This is a genomic window from Nioella sp. (assembly GCF_965215655.1).
Lineage (GTDB): Bacteria > Pseudomonadota > Alphaproteobacteria > Rhodobacterales > Rhodobacteraceae > Nioella.
This window is the reverse complement of record NZ_OZ244111.1, coordinates 4,007,816-4,023,656: the sequence shown is the minus strand read 5'-3', so window position 1 is coordinate 4,023,656 and position 15,841 is coordinate 4,007,816. Positions and strand designations below refer to the sequence as shown.

Here is a 15,841-nt window from a genome sequence, read left to right as displayed (position 1 = left end):
TCTCGGCTGCTTAAGGGCTGGTTCAGCGCATTCCCAGAACATCTAGAATATCGAAGCGGCCGGGGCCTTTGCCCTGCCCCCAAAGCGCGGCCTTGAGCGCGCCTCGGGCGAAGATGGCGCGGTCGGTGGCGACATGGCGCAACACGATGCGTTCGCCCTGACCGGCAAAAAGCACGTCATGTTCCCCGACGATATCGCCGCCGCGAATGGCGGAGAAGCCGATATGCCCGCGCTGACGGGCACCTGTGATGCCGTCGCGGCCCGAATCCTTCGCGACATTGAGGTCAATGCCCCGGCCATCCGCCGCCGCCTGCCCCAGCATCAGCGCGGTGCCAGAGGGGGCGTCGACCTTGTGGTGGTGATGGGCTTCAATCACCTCGATATCGAAATCTTCATCCAGCGCGGCGGCAACCTGTTTGGTGATCTGCACCAGAAGGTTAACACCAAGGCTCATATTGCCGGCCTGGATGATCGTCGCGTGGCGGCTGGCATGGGTCAGTGCCTGATCGTGGCTGTCATCCATGCCGGTGGTGCCGATCACGTGGACGCAGCGGGCCTGTGCGGTCAGTTGGGCATGGGCCACGGTCGCCTGAGGCGAGGTGAAGTCGATCACGGCCTGTGCATTCACGATGGCGTCAATCGGATCGGCATGAACCATGACCCCGGTTGCGGCCCCGCCCATGCATTCGCCCAGATCGCGCCCCGCCCAGTCATGGCCAGCGCGTTCCGTCACCGCAACCAGATGCGCGGCATCGCTTTCGTTTACCAGTTTGATCAGCATCTGCCCCATCCGGCCCGATGCCCCCATGACTGCGATTGCGGTGCTGCCCTGCATGATCCCGATCCTCTGGCAAAATCCTGCCCCTGCTCTAGCGCACCCCGGGCGCGGGTGAAAGCCGTTGCTTGCGGGGGGCGGGGTGATCCCATAAGGGAGGGGCAAAGGATGATGGCCATGGCAAAGAACAAGTTTCACGACGGACCCGGGCCCTCGCAGCGGCAGTTGCGGGTGGGCGAACTGATCCGGCGCACCCTGTCGGATGTGCTGATGCAGGGGGATATTCATGACCCCGAACTGAACGCGATGTCGATTACGGTGAGCGAGGTGCGGACCTCGCCCGATCTGAAGATTGCGACCGTCTATGTCCTGCCCCTTGGGGGCGGTCATCGGCAAGAGGCCATCCAGGCCTTGAAGCGCAACAAGGGTGAACTGCGGCGGGTCATCACCAAGAAGATGAACCTGAAATACGCGCCCGACTTCCGGTTCCTGATCGACGAGACCTTCGACAAGATGGACGAGGCGCGTGCGCTGTTCCAACAGGAGAAAGTGCGGCAGGATCTGGACAGCCCCGAGGACAGCGACGAGGACTAGGATGCGCTGGCTGACCGTTTCGCTGATGATGCTGGCCGCTTCGGCGGCGCAGGCTACCGAATGCCGGCAGGACCAGTTTGATGGCGCCGATTTCACCATCTGCGAAGTGGATCTGACCCGCGAGGATCTACGCCTGTTCCTGCGCGATGAGGCTGGCAATATCCTTGGCAATTTCTCTCGTGTCGAACGCAACCTGAGGCCCGGTCAGCGGCTTGGCTTTGCCGTGAATGCTGGCATGTTCCATGACGATCGGCGGCCCGTTGGGCTCTATATCGAGGATGGGCGGCAGGAAATGCGCGTCGTCACCTCTGACGGGCCGGGCAATTTCGGATTGCTGCCCAATGGGGTGTTCTGCATTCAGGCGGGCCGTGCGCAGGTGATAGAAAGCCGCGCCTATGCGGCGAACCCACCCGACTGCCGCTATGCCACGCAATCGGGGCCGATGCTGGTCATTGACGGGGCGCTGCATCCGCGCTTTCTGCCCGACAGCACATCTCTCAACATCCGCAACGGGGTGGGGGTCGACGCGACCGGCACCCGCGCGATCTTCGCGATTTCCGACAGGGCGGTGAATTTCGACCATTTCGGGCGGCTCTTCCGAGATCATCTGGGCACGCCCAATGCGCTCTACCTCGATGGGCGTGTCTCGCGGCTTTATGCCCCGGATCTGGGGCGTGACGATTTCGGGTTCCAACTGGGCCCCATTCTGGGGACGGTTGTTGACGAGGCGGGCAAGTCCCGCTAGCAGCATCGCCTTTCTGGGACGTTTTTTTACGGAGACTTGAGCCATGGGGCGCAGGCGCAAGGGACGCGATATTCACGGCTGGCTGGTGGTGGACAAGCCCGCGGGGCTGACCTCGACCGCCGTGGTCAACAAGGTCAGGTGGGCGTTCGATGCCAAGAAGGCAGGCCATGCGGGCACGCTGGACCCGGATGCGACGGGCGTGCTGGCGGTGGCCTTGGGCGAGGCGACAAAGACGGTGCCCTTCATCACCGATGCCATGAAAGCCTATGTGTTTACCGTGACGTTCGGGGCCGCGACCAACACCGATGATGCCGAGGGCGAGGTCATCCAGACAAGCGACCTGCGCCCGACGGATGATCGGATTGTTGAGGCTTTGAAGGGGTTTGAGGGCGATATCATGCAGGTCCCGCCCAAGTTTTCCGCCGTGAAGATCGACGGGGAACGCGCCTATAAACTGGCCCGTGACGACGAAGAGTTCGAGATTGCCGCGCGTCCGCTATTCGTTGAAAGCCTGACAATGCTGTCGCGACCCGATGCCGACCATGCTGAGCTGGAGATGGTCTGCGGCAAGGGCGGCTATGTAAGGTCGATCGCGCGGGATCTGGGCGAAGCGCTCGGATGCCTTGGCCATGTGCAACAGCTGCGCCGCGTCTGGTCCGGCCCTTTCGATGTAGAGGATGCTGTGGCGTTCTCGGTGGTCGAGGAAATGGCCAAAGACCCGGCGCTCGATGCGCATCTGTTGCCGCTACAGGTGGGGCTAGATGATCTGCCGGAACTGCGCGCCAACGATCTGGGATATGCCCGGTTGAAGAACGGCAATCCGGGGCAGGTATTGGGCACCGCCGAGTATGGCGAGGAGGTCTGGGTGTCTTACAAGGGCACGCCGGTCGCCGTCGGCATCTATCGGGGGGGCGAGGTGCACCCCTCTCGCGTCTTCAACCTGTGATCACGCGAACCCATCAAAAGGGAGATGCGGCCAGCGTCGCGGTCTACTCGGATTGCGAACGGTACCGCTATTCGCTGACCCGGGTCTGGGATGAGGCTGGGCCTCGGGTTCTGTTCATCATGCTGAACCCCTCCAAGGCGACCGAGGTGCAGAACGACCCCACCGTGGAACGCTGCGAACGGCGGGCGCGGGTGTTGGGGTTTGGCGGGTTCCGGGTGATGAACATCTTCGCCTGGCGGGAAACCGATCCGCGCCTGCTGCGCGCCGCGCCCGACCCTGTGGGGGGCGAGAATGACGCGTTCCTGCTTGACGGGTTGGACTGGGCCGACACGGTCATCGCCGGTTGGGGCGTGCATGGCGAGCATATGAACCGGGGACCGGAGGTAGAGGCGCTGCTGCGCGGGGCAGGCGTCGATCTGCACTGTCTGGGGCTGTCCAAGGCGGGGCATCCGCGCCATCCGCTCTATATCGCCTATGCCACGGAGCCGCAGGTCTGGCCTGCCCGTTGACCTCGCTCTTCGCGGCGCGCAGTCTGTCAGGCAGGAGGGCCGCGCCATGTCGGATATTCCAGGCTTCACGCAGAGCTTCATCGAGACGAACGGCATCCGCCTGTCCGTGCATCAGGGGGGTGAAGGGCCACCGCTGATCTGCCTGCACGGCTTTCCGCAGAACCACATGTGTTGGGCCAAGATCGCGCCCGATTTGGCGCGGGATTTTCACGTGATCATCCCCGATCTGCGCGGCTATGGCGACAGCGACGCGCCTGCCGACGATGCCGATCACCACACCTACTCCAAGCGAGAAATGGCGAGGGATATCATCGGGATCATGGATTTCATGGGGCTGCCCAAAGCGCACATCCTTGGACATGACCGCGGCGCGCGGGTGACCTATCGGCTGGCGCTGGATCATCCCGACCGGGTGGACCGGCTGGGGATCATCGAGGTGGTGCCAACGGTGGATTTCTGGGAGGCGTGGGATGCGGAACTGGCGCTCAAGGCCTACCATTGGACCTTTCTGGCCCAACCCGCCCCTATCCCGGAACGGATGATCGGGGCCGATCCGCTGGCGTTTTTCGACTGGACCCTGTCAAGCTGGACCCATTGCCGAAGCCTCGCACCCTTTGAAGGCGCTGCCCTTGACAGGTACCGGCAGCAGGCATCGGACCCGGCGCGTGTGCATGCGATGTGCGCGGATTACCGGGCGGGGGCAACGATAGACCGTGCCCTGGATGAGGCCGACCGTTTGTCCGGCCACAAGATCGCCGCTCCGATGCTTTTCGTATGGGCCAGCGCGGGCTTTCCGGCAAAGACGGGCGATCCACAGGCCTTGTGGCAGGCTTGGTGTGAGCAGCCTGTGACCGGGCAAGAGATCCATGGAACCGGTCATTTCGCGATGGAAGAAGTGCCCGAGGCCATCCTAACGGCGGTCCGTCCGCATTTCCTCGCGGGGTAACCGCCGATCAGGCAGATTCCGCCAGATCGTCGAGGCGGATATCGCGGATCAGAATGGCCGAGGGGTCAAGCCCCTGCGCGCCGGTCACTTGCAGAACGATCGTGCCATCCACCATGATGCTGGCGCCGGTACCATCGTCGAAATCAATGACGGACACATCGGGATCAGGCGAAGCCTCCAGGTCCACGCTGACCTGAATCTGGTCTTCGTCCGGGTTGAAATCCGTCACCACTGCGGCCTCGGATTCGATGTAGCTGCCGGATTCGAACAGATCCGCACCGCTACCGCCAATGCCGATATCGCCCTCACCAAGGAAAAGGTGATCGTTGCCGTTGCCGCCGGTCAGCGTGTCGGGGCTGTCCTCATCATAGGGGCCGAAGCTGCTGTCACCGCTGGTGAAGGTGCCATCGAGCGTATCATTGCCGTCACCGCCGGACATGTTGTCGGACCCGAACCCGCCAAGCAGGTAGTCATCGCCGTCGCCGCCCTGCATGTCGTCGTCACCCTCGGCACCGAACAGCAGGTCATCGCCATCATCGCCGTAAAGGCTGTCGTCGTCTTCCCCGCCATGCAGCAGGTCATGGCCGCTTCCACCCTGCAAAACATCAGCGCCCTGATCACCGTAAAGCTCGTCGTTGCCGTCATCGCCCTGCACGGTGTCGTCACCTTCATTGCCGAAGGCGAGGTCATTCTCCGTGCCACCCGAAATCAGATCGTCGCCATCGCCTCCGGTCAGGGCATCTGCGCCCTGCTGACCGAACAGTTCATCCATGCCGGTGCGCCCGCGCAGGATATCATCACCTGTGCCGCCGTTCAGCAGGTCGTCCCCATCGAGGCCGGTGATCGTGTCATCGCCCTCACCGCCATCAATCGTGTCATCGCCTTCCCCGCCGGTCAGCGAGTCATCGCCGTCTGTTGGGTCCGTCATCTCCTGCTCCAGAACCACATCGTCAAGGCTGACATCGGTGGTGCCATCCAGTTGCAGGATCTGCACGCCATCCGAGAACACGGCCGTATTGCCGGCCTCTTCATCCGCTTCCAACGTGATTTCCGGCGGCGTGTCGCCATCGTAGCGCACAAGGATCGTATCCACACCGGTCAGGAAGTCGGTCAGGATCGGCACATCTTCGGGAATATCGTCATCGGTCTGGAACGTGTCCTCACCCTCGCCGCCAGTGGCAAGGTCGCCATCGCCCAGGATCAGGGTGTCGGCCCCATCACCGCCGTCCAGCGTGTCGGCCCCGTCCCCACCGTCAAGCGTGTCTTCGCCATCATCACCGTAAAGGGAATCGTCGCCATCTTCGCCGTAGATTGCATCGTCGCCGACATCGCCGGACATCGCCTCGCTGGCAGCTGTGCCGAAGAGGACCTGCTGCTCCTGCGGGTCATCCTCGGGGGCTGCGAACAGGCCATCCAGCAGGTCGCCACCGGACTCGCCGCTGTCGCCGCTGTCCTCTTCGGAGCCGGAGCCGGGATTGCCCATGCCATCGGTACCGAACAACAGGTCATGCAGATCGGAGGTATAGACGGAGGCGTCATAGCCGCCATCGGCGCGGCCATCGGCAGCCGAGTCCGAGCCATCGCTCGCGCCATCTTGTTCATCGCCGCCAGAAAACAGCCCCTCGAGCGCGAACCCGAGAAGCATCAGCAACATTACTCCACCCGCTGCAATCATTTTCGTTCCTTTGCCTCAACGAATGGCCCCGGGGGTTGAGCCTTTTCATATGCTTGACGATGATCTTGCGCCGGCCATTGGGTCATTTACCGACCACCACAAGGTTTTCCTGTGGAATAAATGTGGCGCTGTTTCCGAAGGGTGAATGAATCACCAGTCGAGGCGTAAATGTTCCGAGTCTTTGATGAAAAGCTCAATAAAATCCTATCCATATGGTTAATGACCGACCGCCCCAATCCCGGCAGAATTGCCTTATTTGGTTGGAGAAAATGGGGCTTTCCTTTGCCCGGATAATCCCCTATACGCCCGCAATCGCCCCGCTTGGGGTGACACTTCTCCATGGGCCTTGCTGGACGACATCCCGGCCTGCGCCATCCACTTTGAACCTGAAAAGGAGACCCCGATGTCGATTACTGCCGAAGAAAAGGCCCGTCTGATCAAGGAATTCGCAACCAAGGAAGGCGACACCGGTTCGCCCGAAGTTCAGGTCGCGATTCTCACCAGCCGCATCAACACGCTGACCGAGCACTTCAAGAGCCACAAGAAGGACAACCACTCCCGCCGTGGTCTTCTGATGATGGTTGCTCAGCGTCGTAAGCTGCTGGACTACACCAAGGCAAAGGACGAAGCTCGTTACCAGAGCCTGATCCAGCGTCTCGGCATCCGCCGCTGAACGCAGCCTGATCGAGAATACGAACGCCCGTCCGGTTCCATCCGGGCGGGTGTTTGCGTTTCAGGGGTGTCAGGCCAGGGCGCGCCGCGCCATCAGGGCCGCATGGATCGGGCGGTTGGCGGCGATAACGCCGGGCAGCAACGGGCGCGGGTTGTTGAACGCAAGCGGCCGGTTGTCCCGGTCAGAGATCAGCCCCCCTGCCTCGGACACGATCAGCGCGCCGGCGGCAATGTCCCATTCCCAGCTATCGCGGAAGGTGATCATGCCGTCAAAGCGGCCCTGCCCGACAAGCGCCAGCCGGTAGGCCAGCGAGGGGCGGAAACTGCGATGAACCGTGGGCACGCCCCCCGGCCAGTGATCCGGCTTGAAATTCGGACGAGAGGCCAGAACCGTGGCACTTGGTTCATCATGGGTGCCGGAGGCGGCGAGGGGTGCGCCGTTCAGCGCCGCCCCTTTCCCAAGTTCTGCCGTGAACATCCTGTCCAGCATCGGCAGGTAGACCACCGCCGCCGTCACTTGCCCCTGACGGGTCACCGCCAGAGAATGGGCGAAGTTCTTTTGCCCGTCGATGAAGGACCGCGTGCCGTCGATGGGATCAACGATGAAGACGTGATCGCGGGACAGACGCTCGGCCCCGTCCTCGGTTTCCTCCGACAGCCAGCCATAGCCGGGGCGCGCGGCGGTCAGGCTTTCGCGCAGCATGACGTCGATTTCCAGATCGGCCTCGGTTACCGGGCCGTGACCGCCGGGCTTGTCCCAGATCTGTGGATCGCGGCTCCAGTGGCGTTCGGCGATCCTGCCGGCCTCCAGCGCCGCGTCGACCAGAAGGGTCAGATCAGGCCCCGGCAAGCGTCAGCCCCTCGACCAGAAGCGACGGCACCACGTGGCTCAGATGGGTGCGGGCGTCATTGGCGGGCACAATGGTGCGCAGCATATCACGCAGGTTGCCAGCGACAGTGCATTCGTTGACCGGATAGGCCAGCTCTCCGTTTTCGACCCAAAAGCCGGAAGCCCCGCGGGAATAATCGCCTGTATTCGGGTTGATGGAACTGCCGATCATCGAGGTGATCAGCAGACCGGTGCCCATGTCGCGCAACAGATCCTCGCGGCTGGCCGTGCCTTGGGTCAGCGCCACATTCGAGACCGAGGGCGAGGGCGGCGAAGAGGTGCCGCGCGCGGCGTTCCCTGTGGATTGCAGCCCCAGTTTGCGGGCAGTGGCAAGGTCCAGCGTCCACCCGGTCAGCACGCCTTTGTCGATGATCGCGCGCTCTGCCGTGGGTAGCCCTTCCGCATCGAAGGGGCGCGATCCGCTGGCGCGCGGGCGCAGCGGTTGTTCGATCAGCGACAGCCCCTCGGGCAGCACCTGTTCCCCAAGCGCCTCGCGCAGCCAGGACGCGCCGCGCGCGATGGCTGAACCGTTGGCGGCCTGCAGAAGGTGCCCGATCAGCGAGGACGACACCCGTTCATCAAAAAGCACCGGGAAAGCGCCGGTCGCGGGCTTGCGGGCCCCATTGCGGGCCACCGCACGTTCGGCGGCGATCCGGCCGACCTCTGCCGGAGGGATCATGTCAGCGCGGTGCATCCGCATATCGCCGTAATAATCGCGTTCCATTCCCAGCCCCTCGCCGGTGATGGCAACGCAGGACAGGCCGTGATCGGTGCGGGTATAGCCACCGGAGAAGCCGTTGGTCGCGGCGATATGGCGGGTGCGGCGGCCATACCCTGCGCTGGTGGATTGAACCTGGCTGACGCCTTCAACGGCCAGCGCGGCGGCTTCGGCTTCCAGCGCGCGCGCCTCCAGATCGGCGGGGTCGGGCTCTGTCGCCGGGTCGATCATGTCGAGCGCTGCGATGTCCCATCCGGTGGCCAGCTGCGATGGTTCGGCAAGACCGATATTGGGGTCCTCGGGGGCAAGCCGGGCCATGGCGACGGCGCGTTCGGCCATTTCCTGCATGGTTTCCGGGCGGATGTCCGAGGCGGACACACAAGCCTGCCGTTGCCCCATGAGAACCCTCAGCCCGATCTCGACCCCGTCGGCGCGCTCGGCATGTTCCAGCTTACCGTTCAACACGTCGATGGAAAGCGACGTTCCCTGCACCGCAATCGCATCGGCCGCATCGGCCCCAGCCTTGCGGGCGGCGTCCAGAAGGGCATGGGCGAGGGTTTCGGGCGATTGGGTCATCGGTGGCGATCCTGTGCAAGAACTGACTTCGAGACCTAGTGCCCTGTTGCGAACGGCGCAAGGTCGCAAAGAAAACCCCGGGCCGCGTGGGCAGCCCGGGGCGGGTTGTTTCCATCGGCCGCGCTTATTGCAGCGGAACTCCATTGGCAGTGATGGCACCGCCCGGCAGGAACTCGATGGTCGAGGTGTAGCTGTCTGGCCCTGCACCCGGAATGGCGAACATGCCCAGCATCCCGCGCGCCATGCCTGCCTGTTGCGGCGGCAGCAGACCACCGTCGGACAGCGACTGGATCAGGGTGTTTGCGCCGGTCAGGCTCAGATCCACCGCGCCGACCGGCATCGGGATCATCTGGCCGGGGGCGAAGTCCACATCGCCGGTGCCCGTCAGTTCCGCCCCGCCGAAGGACACTTGCAGGTTGTTCAGCGTCAGGTCACGCAGCTCGCCCGGAGGGGCCGACAGGCTCTCGGGATCAATCGACATAAGGTCGACGAACAGCTGCACGGTGCCCGACAGGTCGACGATTACCGTCGCAGGCGTGCGCGGAACCGCCTGGCCCGGATCGACCATGGCCCAAAGCGATTCATCGACAGAAACGCCCTGGTAAGCGAGCGTGGCCGAGAAGGGCGACGGCGTTGCCGATTGCGCCAGTGGCATGTCGATGGACAGCGCGGTTGAATCGGCCGATGCGGCCACCGGGAAGGGCATCTCGTTCGTTGCGAGGTTGATGTTGACACCCGTCGCGGCCAGCGCGTAACGGATGCTTTCCTCAGACAGGCCAAAGCCGATCGACCCGCCGGTATTCGAGGCCGAGAAATCGACATTTTCGTAGGTGTCAACGAACATGAAACTGGCCGAGGCAGATGTGTAGCTGGCATCGCCGCTGATCGAGAACCCTTCGGGGAAGCTTTCGACAGTCATCCAGTCGATGCCGCGCGGCATGGTGCCGTTGGCGGTGCTGTCCATGCCGGCCAGCATGATCGACAGATCGAGATGGCCGTCCCCGCGGCCGCCCGTCGGGGACGGCATCGGGGTGGGTTGCGGTGCCGCCGGGGTCACGACCTTGCCGGGTGCGGGCTGGGATGGCTGCGGTGTCGGCACCGGGGCGGGTTCTGCGCCACTTGCGGGCTCGAACATCTCGACATCGAAAGTCAGTCCCGCCAGTGTACCGCTGGAGGTGATGCCAAGCATCGCGGGGTCGGAGAAATCATAGGTCGCGCTGCCGCCATACCCGTCCAGCGAGATATCATAGATCATTTCGGGGATTTCCGAAGGATCGCCGCCCACGAACTCGACATCGGCCACGGTTGCACGCTCGAACCCGGTGTTCAGGGTCAGAAGCTCGGGGCTGCCCGTGGCGAAGCCCCCGAATCCTTGCAGACTGATATGGATGTTGATCGCATCGGGGGCATCTGAATCGTCAAACCCGGTGATCGAGTAGATCATTGAGTCGGATGCCGCGATCATGACTGAGCCATCGGCCTGATTGGTCAGGGTGATCTGCGGGATGGTACCCGCGATCGACACCTCTTCAATCATCATGGTGTTGGTCACGTTCGAGAGAGTGAGCCCGCTGTCATTGGGGGTGGCCTGCGCGGTCAGGCTATACCCGAACTCGCTGGCTTGTTCCTGCCATATCGCCCAAAGCTGATCGGCATTGATCTCGGCCATGGCAGGGCTTGCGGCCACCAATGCGGCGGTAGACAGGCTGAGTGAAAGGGATTTCATCTTTGACATAACGACCTTCCAAATGTGAATTGCTGACAAGAATGTCCGCCTCACAGGGGCGGGCGTCAAGGTCTGGATACAATGACCTTGGATTGCAACAGATTTTCGGCGGGAGACAGCGCATATGGGCAGCTTGGACGGTAAGGTAGCAATGATAACGGGCGCAAGCCGCGGCATCGGCGAGGCGGCGGCACGGCTGTTTGCCTCAGAAGGTGCCAAGGTCTGCCTGCTGGCCCGATCCCGCGACGAGATCGCCCAGATCGCGGGTGAGATCGGCGATTCGGCGCTGGCCATTCCCTGCGATGTCAGCCGCTACTGGGAGGTCGAGGCCGCGGTCAATGCCTGTGTCGAAGCCTTTGGCGGGCTCGATATCCTGATCAACAACGCGGGCGTGATCGAGCCTGTTGCCTCGCTGATGGGCTCGGACCCCGATGCCTGGGGCCATGTCATAGATATCAACCTGAAAGGCGTCTATTACGGTATGCGCGCGGCCATGCCGGTGATGGTGGCGCGCGGTGGCGGGTCGATCCTGACCATCAGTTCCGGCGCGGCGCATAATGCACTGGAAGGTTGGAGCCACTATTGCACGTCCAAGGCGGGCGTCGCCATGCTGACCAAATGCGCCCACAAGGAAGGCGCGGCGCAGGGCATCCGGGCCATCGGCCTGTCGCCCGGTACCGTCGCCACGCAGATGCAGCGCGAGATCAAGGCCAGCGGCGTGAACCCGGTCAGCCAGTTGGCGTGGGAGGATCACATTCCGGCAGACTGGCCCGCACAATGCCTGTTGTGGATGTGCGGCGCACAGGCGGATGAGTTTCTTGGCGAAGAGATTTCCCTGCGCGACGAGAGTATTCGCCGCCGGATCGGGGTGATCGCGTGATTGATCTGACCAAGGAGGGCGGGCTCTGGACCGTCACGCTGAACCGCCCCGACAAGGCAAACTCGCTGACCGCCGGGATGCTGGAGGAGCTGGCCGAAATCGCAGAGAGCGGGGCTGCGGATGACGGCCTGCGTGCCTTCGTTCTGACAGGGGCCGGGGACCGCGTGTTTTCCGCCGGGGCGGATCTGGAGGCGGCAAAGGCGGGGCTTGCGGTATCGCCGCTATGGGAACGGATGTCCGGCGCGATTGCAGCCCTGCCCTGCCTGACCATCGCTGCCCTGAACGGAACGCTGGCGGGTGGGGCATTCGGCATGGCACTGGCCTGCGATATCCGTATCGCGGTGCCGGGGGCGAAGTTCTTCTACCCGGTGGCAAAGCTCGGCTATCTGCCGCAGCCGTCCGACCCGGGGCGGCTGGCGGCTCTGGTCGGTCCGGCGCGCGCCAGGATGATCCTGTTGGCCAGTCAGAAGATCGAAGCGGACGAAGCGCTGCAATGGGGCCTGCTGGATCGGATCGTTTCACCGGATGCGCTGCTTGGTGCGGCGCGGGATCTGGCCGCGGCGGCGCTGGAAGGAAACCCCGATGTTCTGCAACAGATCAAGCGGATGTGTCGCTGATCCAGTGGGTGTCGCGGCTTTGACAAGCTGAACGAAACCGTCAGGGTAGGTTAGCGCCGGTAGTAAACACTCCGCCGGACTCACCGAACCTATCGGCCCTGACGACCGTCTCCAGGGCGCGGCACCGTCATGGATTTCCCGTGGCAACACGCCCCGCCGAGGGCCCCGCCGGGGCCTGAGAAGGGGCGTTCCCCGGTCGACGCCGTCAGGCGGCGAAATTCTCAGAAATCAACCGCGATTCCCTTTTTTTCCCAGTCACCAAATCGCACCGGTTCCGGGCCGTCGCGCCCTCCCAGCTCGGTCGGCAGGTCCAGCGCTTTCGCCGCCTTGCGCCGTTCCTCGGCCTCGGCAAGCGCGCGCTGCGCGGCGGGGGGCAGATCGGTGCGGGGATTGGTGGCGTCGTCGGACATGGGTCGCGATCCTTGTGCGGTCTGGGGCTTTGATATACCCCGCGCGGGTTGAGTGACAAGAGGACACCCCATGCCAGACACCGGCCCCGACACCGGCCTCGCCGCCCGCCGCGCGGCGCTGGAGCACTTGCGCGGCGTGATGATAGACCACCGGATGATGTCGCATCAGCCCGCGCCGCAGGGTCTGTCCCCCCAGGATGCCGCCCGCGCCCAGCGCCTTGCCCTGACGGTCATGCGCCATATGGGCCGGATCGACGCGGTGCTGCGCCCCTACCTGACCCGCCGCCCGACGCTGGCGGTGCAGAACCTGTTGCGCCTCGGCGCGGCGGAATTGCTGGTGGACGGGTCCGAACCGCATGGCGTCGTCGCCTCACTGGTCGAGATCGCCAAGCGTCACCCGCGCTGGTCTCGCGCCTCGGGCATGGTGAATGCGGTGCTGAGGAAACTCGATGCCGAAGCGCGCGAGACTTGGGCAAAGACGCCCCCGCAGGCGCTGCCGATCTGGCTGCGCAAACCGCTGCACAAGGCCTATGGGGTCGACGCAGTCGCCGCCATCGAGGTCGCCCATGAGCGCCCCGCGCCCCTGGACATCACGCCCAAGCCCGGCATCACAATCGACGGCGCTGAGCTGCTGCCGACCGGGTCGCTCCGGCTGGCACAGACCCAGGTCACCGCCCTGCCGGGCTATGAGACCGGCGACTGGTGGGTTCAGGACGCCGCTGCTGCCCTGCCCGCAAAGCTGCTTGGCGACATGACAGGCCAAAGGGTGCTCGACCTCTGCGCCGCGCCGGGTGGCAAGACCATGCAACTGGCCGCTGCCGGGGCAGACGTGACCGCGCTCGACTTGTCCGCGTCCCGCATGAAACGGGTCGAAGAAAACCTTTCCCGCACCGGGCTCAGGGCCACTCTCGTCACCGCCGACGCGCTGACTTATCAGGCCGATCCGTTCGACGCGATCCTGCTCGACGCGCCCTGTTCTGCCACCGGTACCATTCGCCGCCATCCCGACCTTCCCTTCGTGAAAACCTCCAAGGAGGTCGAATCGCTGACCCGGCTACAGATGCAGATGATCGACCACGCGATGACCTTGCTGAAGCCCGGTGGACGGTTGGTCTATTGCACCTGTTCGCTGCTTCCCAATGAGGGGGAGAATCAGGTCAAGGCGGCGCTGAAACGTCATGCAGACCTGACGATTCTACCTGTTGACCCGGTCTCGCTTGGCGGTGACGCCCACTGGGCCAGCGCTGAAGGCGGTCTGCGCCTGCGCCCGGATTTCTGGGCCGACAGGGGTGGGATGGACGGGTTCTACATGGCCCTTTTGAAACGGGCCTGATCCCTGCTATCCTTGCGGCCAGAAAAACAAGAGCAGCCCGCAAACACATGTCCGAAGCCCTTTCACCCGCCCCGGTCGCGCTGCGCGAGCGCCCCGGACGGCTTAACCGGTTCGCCAACCGGTGGGCGGCGTGGCGGGCGGGCTTTGCACCGAAACCCAAGGGGTTCACCTCTCAGCCGGAACCGCGCCTGATCGGATCGGATGTGCGTGGGCGGCAGCTTATGGCCGGCAATCTGCTTTTTGCCGGTGTGCTGGTGCAGATGCCCAAGGATGTGCCTTGGGCACTTATCCCGCCCTCTGACGCTTTCGAGGACGAGCTCCACGGATTCGAATGGCTCGACCATCTGGCCGCTGTCGCCGATGGATCGGCTCGCCCCATGGCCCAGGACTGGCTTGCCGGATGGATGACGCGCTATGGCACCGGCAAGGGGCCGGGCTGGGTGCCCGATCTTGTCGGACGGCGTCAGATCCGCTGGATCAGCCATGCGCTGTTCCTGATGAACGGGCAAGAGGCTGTTGAAACCCGCGCCTTTTACGCCGCGCTCGGGCGACAGGCCGATTTCCTCGCCCGTCGCTGGCGCAGCACATCGCACGGGTTGCCCCGGTTCGAGGCGCTGACGGGCCTGATCTATTCCGCCTGTTCGCTGATCGGCGTGGCCCATCACCTGAAACCGGCGCTGAAAGCCCTGGCACAAGAATGCGCGCGCGAAATCGACTCCTCCGGTGGCATCGTCACCCGCAACCCCGAGGAACTGCTTCAGGTCTTCACCCTGCTGACCTGGACTGCCGCCGTTTTGGCTGAGTCTGGCAAAAGCCCCGACCCAGCCGTCAACACCGCCATCATGCGGATGGCCCCCACCCTGCGCAGCCTGCGTCATGCGGATGGCGGACTGGCGCGGTTCCATGGCGGCGGGCGCGGGCAGGTCGGGCGGCTGGATCATGCGCTCTCTCAATCCGGGGTACGGCCCGCCACTGTGTCCGGCCTTGCCATGGGCTATGCTCGGCTCTCGGGCGGGCGAACCTCTGTCGTGATCGACGCCGCGCCCCCGATGATGGGGCCAGAGGCCTATAATTCCCACGCCTCCACGCTGGCCTTCGAACTCACATCAGGTCGCCGCCCAGTAATCGTGAATTGCGGGTCCGGCGCGGGGTTCGGCGCGGATTGGCGACGCGCGGGCCGCGCCACGCCTTCGCATTCCACCCTGTCAATTGAGGGATATTCTTCGGCCCGGCTCGGTCCCCGGTCCGCCTATCATGGCGTCGTGAAACAGGCGCTTCTGGAAGGCCCCGAGAAAGTGGAGGTTCAGGAAAGCGACAGCGGTGCTGCGCGCGCCATTGCCTTTTCGCATGACGGCTACCGCCGCACCCACGGGCTGATCCACCTGCGCAGCCTGAGCCTTGAAAATGACGGGCGTCTGTTGCGGGGCGAGGATGGGCTTGCCGCGCTCACCGACAAGGACCGTGATACGCTCGACCGGGTCATGGCCCGCCTGCCCATTGACGGCATCCCGTTCACCCTGCGCTTTCACCTGCACCCGGATGTCGAGGCCGAGCTGGACCTTGGCGGGGCAGCCGTGTCCCTGACCCTGCGCGGCGGCGAGGTCTGGGTCTTCCGCCACGGGCAGGAGGCCAATCTGACCCTTGAAAAGAGCGTTTACCTCGAATCCGGGCGATTAAAGCCACGCGCGACAAAACAGATCGTTCTATCTTCCCGCGTTACCGATTATGGCAGCGCCATAAGCTGGAGCCTCGCCAAACCCACCGACGCCCCCCGCGCCCCTCGCGCCCCTGCGTCCGATGTGCTCCGGTTGTGAAAAGACACAGGAGACA

Annotated in this window: 16 protein-coding genes; 10 read left to right on the top strand and 6 right to left on the bottom strand. The window is 64.0% G+C overall.

From position 1 onward, the window contains the following. Positions 1-22: 22 nt before the first annotated feature. Positions 23-835 (bottom strand): 4-hydroxy-tetrahydrodipicolinate reductase, encoded by an 813-nt coding sequence (gene dapB / locus ACOOEX_RS20000; protein ID WP_420396473.1) that lies wholly within the window; start codon positions 833-835, stop codon positions 23-25. 117 nt (positions 836-952) lie between these two features. Between dapB and rbfA the strand changes: the two genes are divergently transcribed. Genes rbfA through ACOOEX_RS19975 form a run of 5 tightly spaced genes read left to right on the top strand, consistent with a single transcriptional unit; the run spans position 953 to position 4,515 of the window. After that, positions 953-1,369, top strand: coding sequence for a 30S ribosome-binding factor RbfA (gene rbfA, locus ACOOEX_RS19995; protein ID WP_420396472.1), 417 nt, complete (start codon positions 953-955; stop codon positions 1,367-1,369). A 1-nt stretch (position 1,370) separates the two neighbouring features. Further along, positions 1,371-2,114, top strand: coding sequence for a phosphodiester glycosidase family protein (locus ACOOEX_RS19990; RefSeq protein WP_420396471.1), 744 nt, complete (start codon positions 1,371-1,373; stop codon positions 2,112-2,114). Between the two features lie 43 nt (positions 2,115-2,157). Continuing rightward, a complete protein-coding gene (truB, locus tag ACOOEX_RS19985) occupies positions 2,158-3,060 on the top strand; it encodes a tRNA pseudouridine(55) synthase TruB (protein WP_420396470.1) in 903 nt (300 codons plus the stop codon). Then, positions 3,057-3,569 (top strand): DUF1643 domain-containing protein, encoded by a 513-nt coding sequence (locus tag ACOOEX_RS19980; protein WP_420396469.1) that lies wholly within the window; start codon positions 3,057-3,059, stop codon positions 3,567-3,569. The genes truB and ACOOEX_RS19980 overlap by 4 nt, the downstream gene beginning before the upstream one ends. Before the next feature lie 46 nt (positions 3,570-3,615). Further along, positions 3,616-4,515 carry an alpha/beta fold hydrolase gene (locus tag ACOOEX_RS19975; protein ID WP_420396468.1) on the top strand — a complete coding sequence of 300 codons (900 nt, stop codon included), beginning with the start codon at positions 3,616-3,618 and terminating at the stop codon, positions 4,513-4,515. Between the two features lie 7 nt (positions 4,516-4,522). Here ACOOEX_RS19975 and ACOOEX_RS19970 read toward each other — a convergent pair whose 3' ends face one another. Then, a complete protein-coding gene (locus ACOOEX_RS19970) occupies positions 4,523-6,169 on the bottom strand; it encodes a calcium-binding protein (RefSeq protein WP_420396467.1) in 1,647 nt (548 codons plus the stop codon). A gap of 424 nt (positions 6,170-6,593) precedes the next feature. Here ACOOEX_RS19970 and rpsO point away from each other — a divergent pair, with 424 nt between their 5' ends. Continuing rightward, the gene (gene rpsO, locus ACOOEX_RS19965) at positions 6,594-6,863 is read left to right on the top strand and encodes a 30S ribosomal protein S15 (protein WP_071691776.1); all 270 of its coding nucleotides are present in this window, start codon (positions 6,594-6,596) and stop codon (positions 6,861-6,863) included. Positions 6,864-6,932: 69 nt separating this feature from the next. Here the strand turns inward: rpsO and ACOOEX_RS19960 are convergent, their stop codons facing one another. The 3 genes from ACOOEX_RS19960 to ACOOEX_RS19950 all read right to left on the bottom strand — a co-directional run bounded on the left by ACOOEX_RS19960 (position 6,933) and on the right by ACOOEX_RS19950 (position 10,771). Continuing rightward, on the bottom strand, positions 6,933-7,712 hold the full coding sequence (locus ACOOEX_RS19960) for a 3'(2'),5'-bisphosphate nucleotidase CysQ (RefSeq protein ID WP_420396466.1): 780 nt from the start codon (positions 7,710-7,712) through the stop codon (positions 6,933-6,935). Next, positions 7,699-9,045, bottom strand: a complete 1,347-nt coding sequence (locus tag ACOOEX_RS19955; RefSeq protein ID WP_420396465.1) for a TldD/PmbA family protein — start codon at positions 9,043-9,045, stop codon at positions 7,699-7,701. The genes ACOOEX_RS19960 and ACOOEX_RS19955 overlap by 14 nt, the downstream gene beginning before the upstream one ends. Before the next feature lie 124 nt (positions 9,046-9,169). Further along, positions 9,170-10,771 carry a DUF2125 domain-containing protein gene (locus tag ACOOEX_RS19950; RefSeq protein ID WP_420396464.1) on the bottom strand — a complete coding sequence of 534 codons (1,602 nt, stop codon included), beginning with the start codon at positions 10,769-10,771 and terminating at the stop codon, positions 9,170-9,172. A 151-nt stretch (positions 10,772-10,922) separates the two neighbouring features. Here ACOOEX_RS19950 and ACOOEX_RS19945 point away from each other — a divergent pair, with 151 nt between their 5' ends. Next, on the top strand, positions 10,923-11,651 hold the full coding sequence (locus ACOOEX_RS19945) for an SDR family oxidoreductase (RefSeq protein WP_420396463.1): 729 nt from the start codon (positions 10,923-10,925) through the stop codon (positions 11,649-11,651). Beyond that, positions 11,648-12,268: an enoyl-CoA hydratase/isomerase family protein gene (locus ACOOEX_RS19940; RefSeq protein ID WP_420396462.1), complete on the top strand. Its 621-nt coding sequence runs from the start codon at positions 11,648-11,650 to the stop codon at positions 12,266-12,268. Before ACOOEX_RS19945 ends, ACOOEX_RS19940 begins: the two co-directional genes overlap by 4 nt. Before the next feature lie 221 nt (positions 12,269-12,489). Here ACOOEX_RS19940 and ACOOEX_RS19935 read toward each other — a convergent pair whose 3' ends face one another. After that, positions 12,490-12,678: a DUF1674 domain-containing protein gene (locus ACOOEX_RS19935; RefSeq protein ID WP_420396461.1), complete on the bottom strand. Its 189-nt coding sequence runs from the start codon at positions 12,676-12,678 to the stop codon at positions 12,490-12,492. A 70-nt stretch (positions 12,679-12,748) separates the two neighbouring features. Here ACOOEX_RS19935 and ACOOEX_RS19930 point away from each other — a divergent pair, with 70 nt between their 5' ends. Together ACOOEX_RS19930 and ACOOEX_RS19925 are read left to right on the top strand one after the other, a co-directional pair. Next, positions 12,749-14,011, top strand: a complete 1,263-nt coding sequence (locus tag ACOOEX_RS19930) for an RsmB/NOP family class I SAM-dependent RNA methyltransferase (RefSeq protein WP_420396460.1) — start codon at positions 12,749-12,751, stop codon at positions 14,009-14,011. 47 nt (positions 14,012-14,058) lie between these two features. After that, entirely contained in the window at positions 14,059-15,825 is a 1,767-nt protein-coding gene (locus tag ACOOEX_RS19925) for a heparinase II/III family protein (protein ID WP_420396459.1), read from the top strand. Positions 15,826-15,841 lie beyond the last annotated feature (16 nt).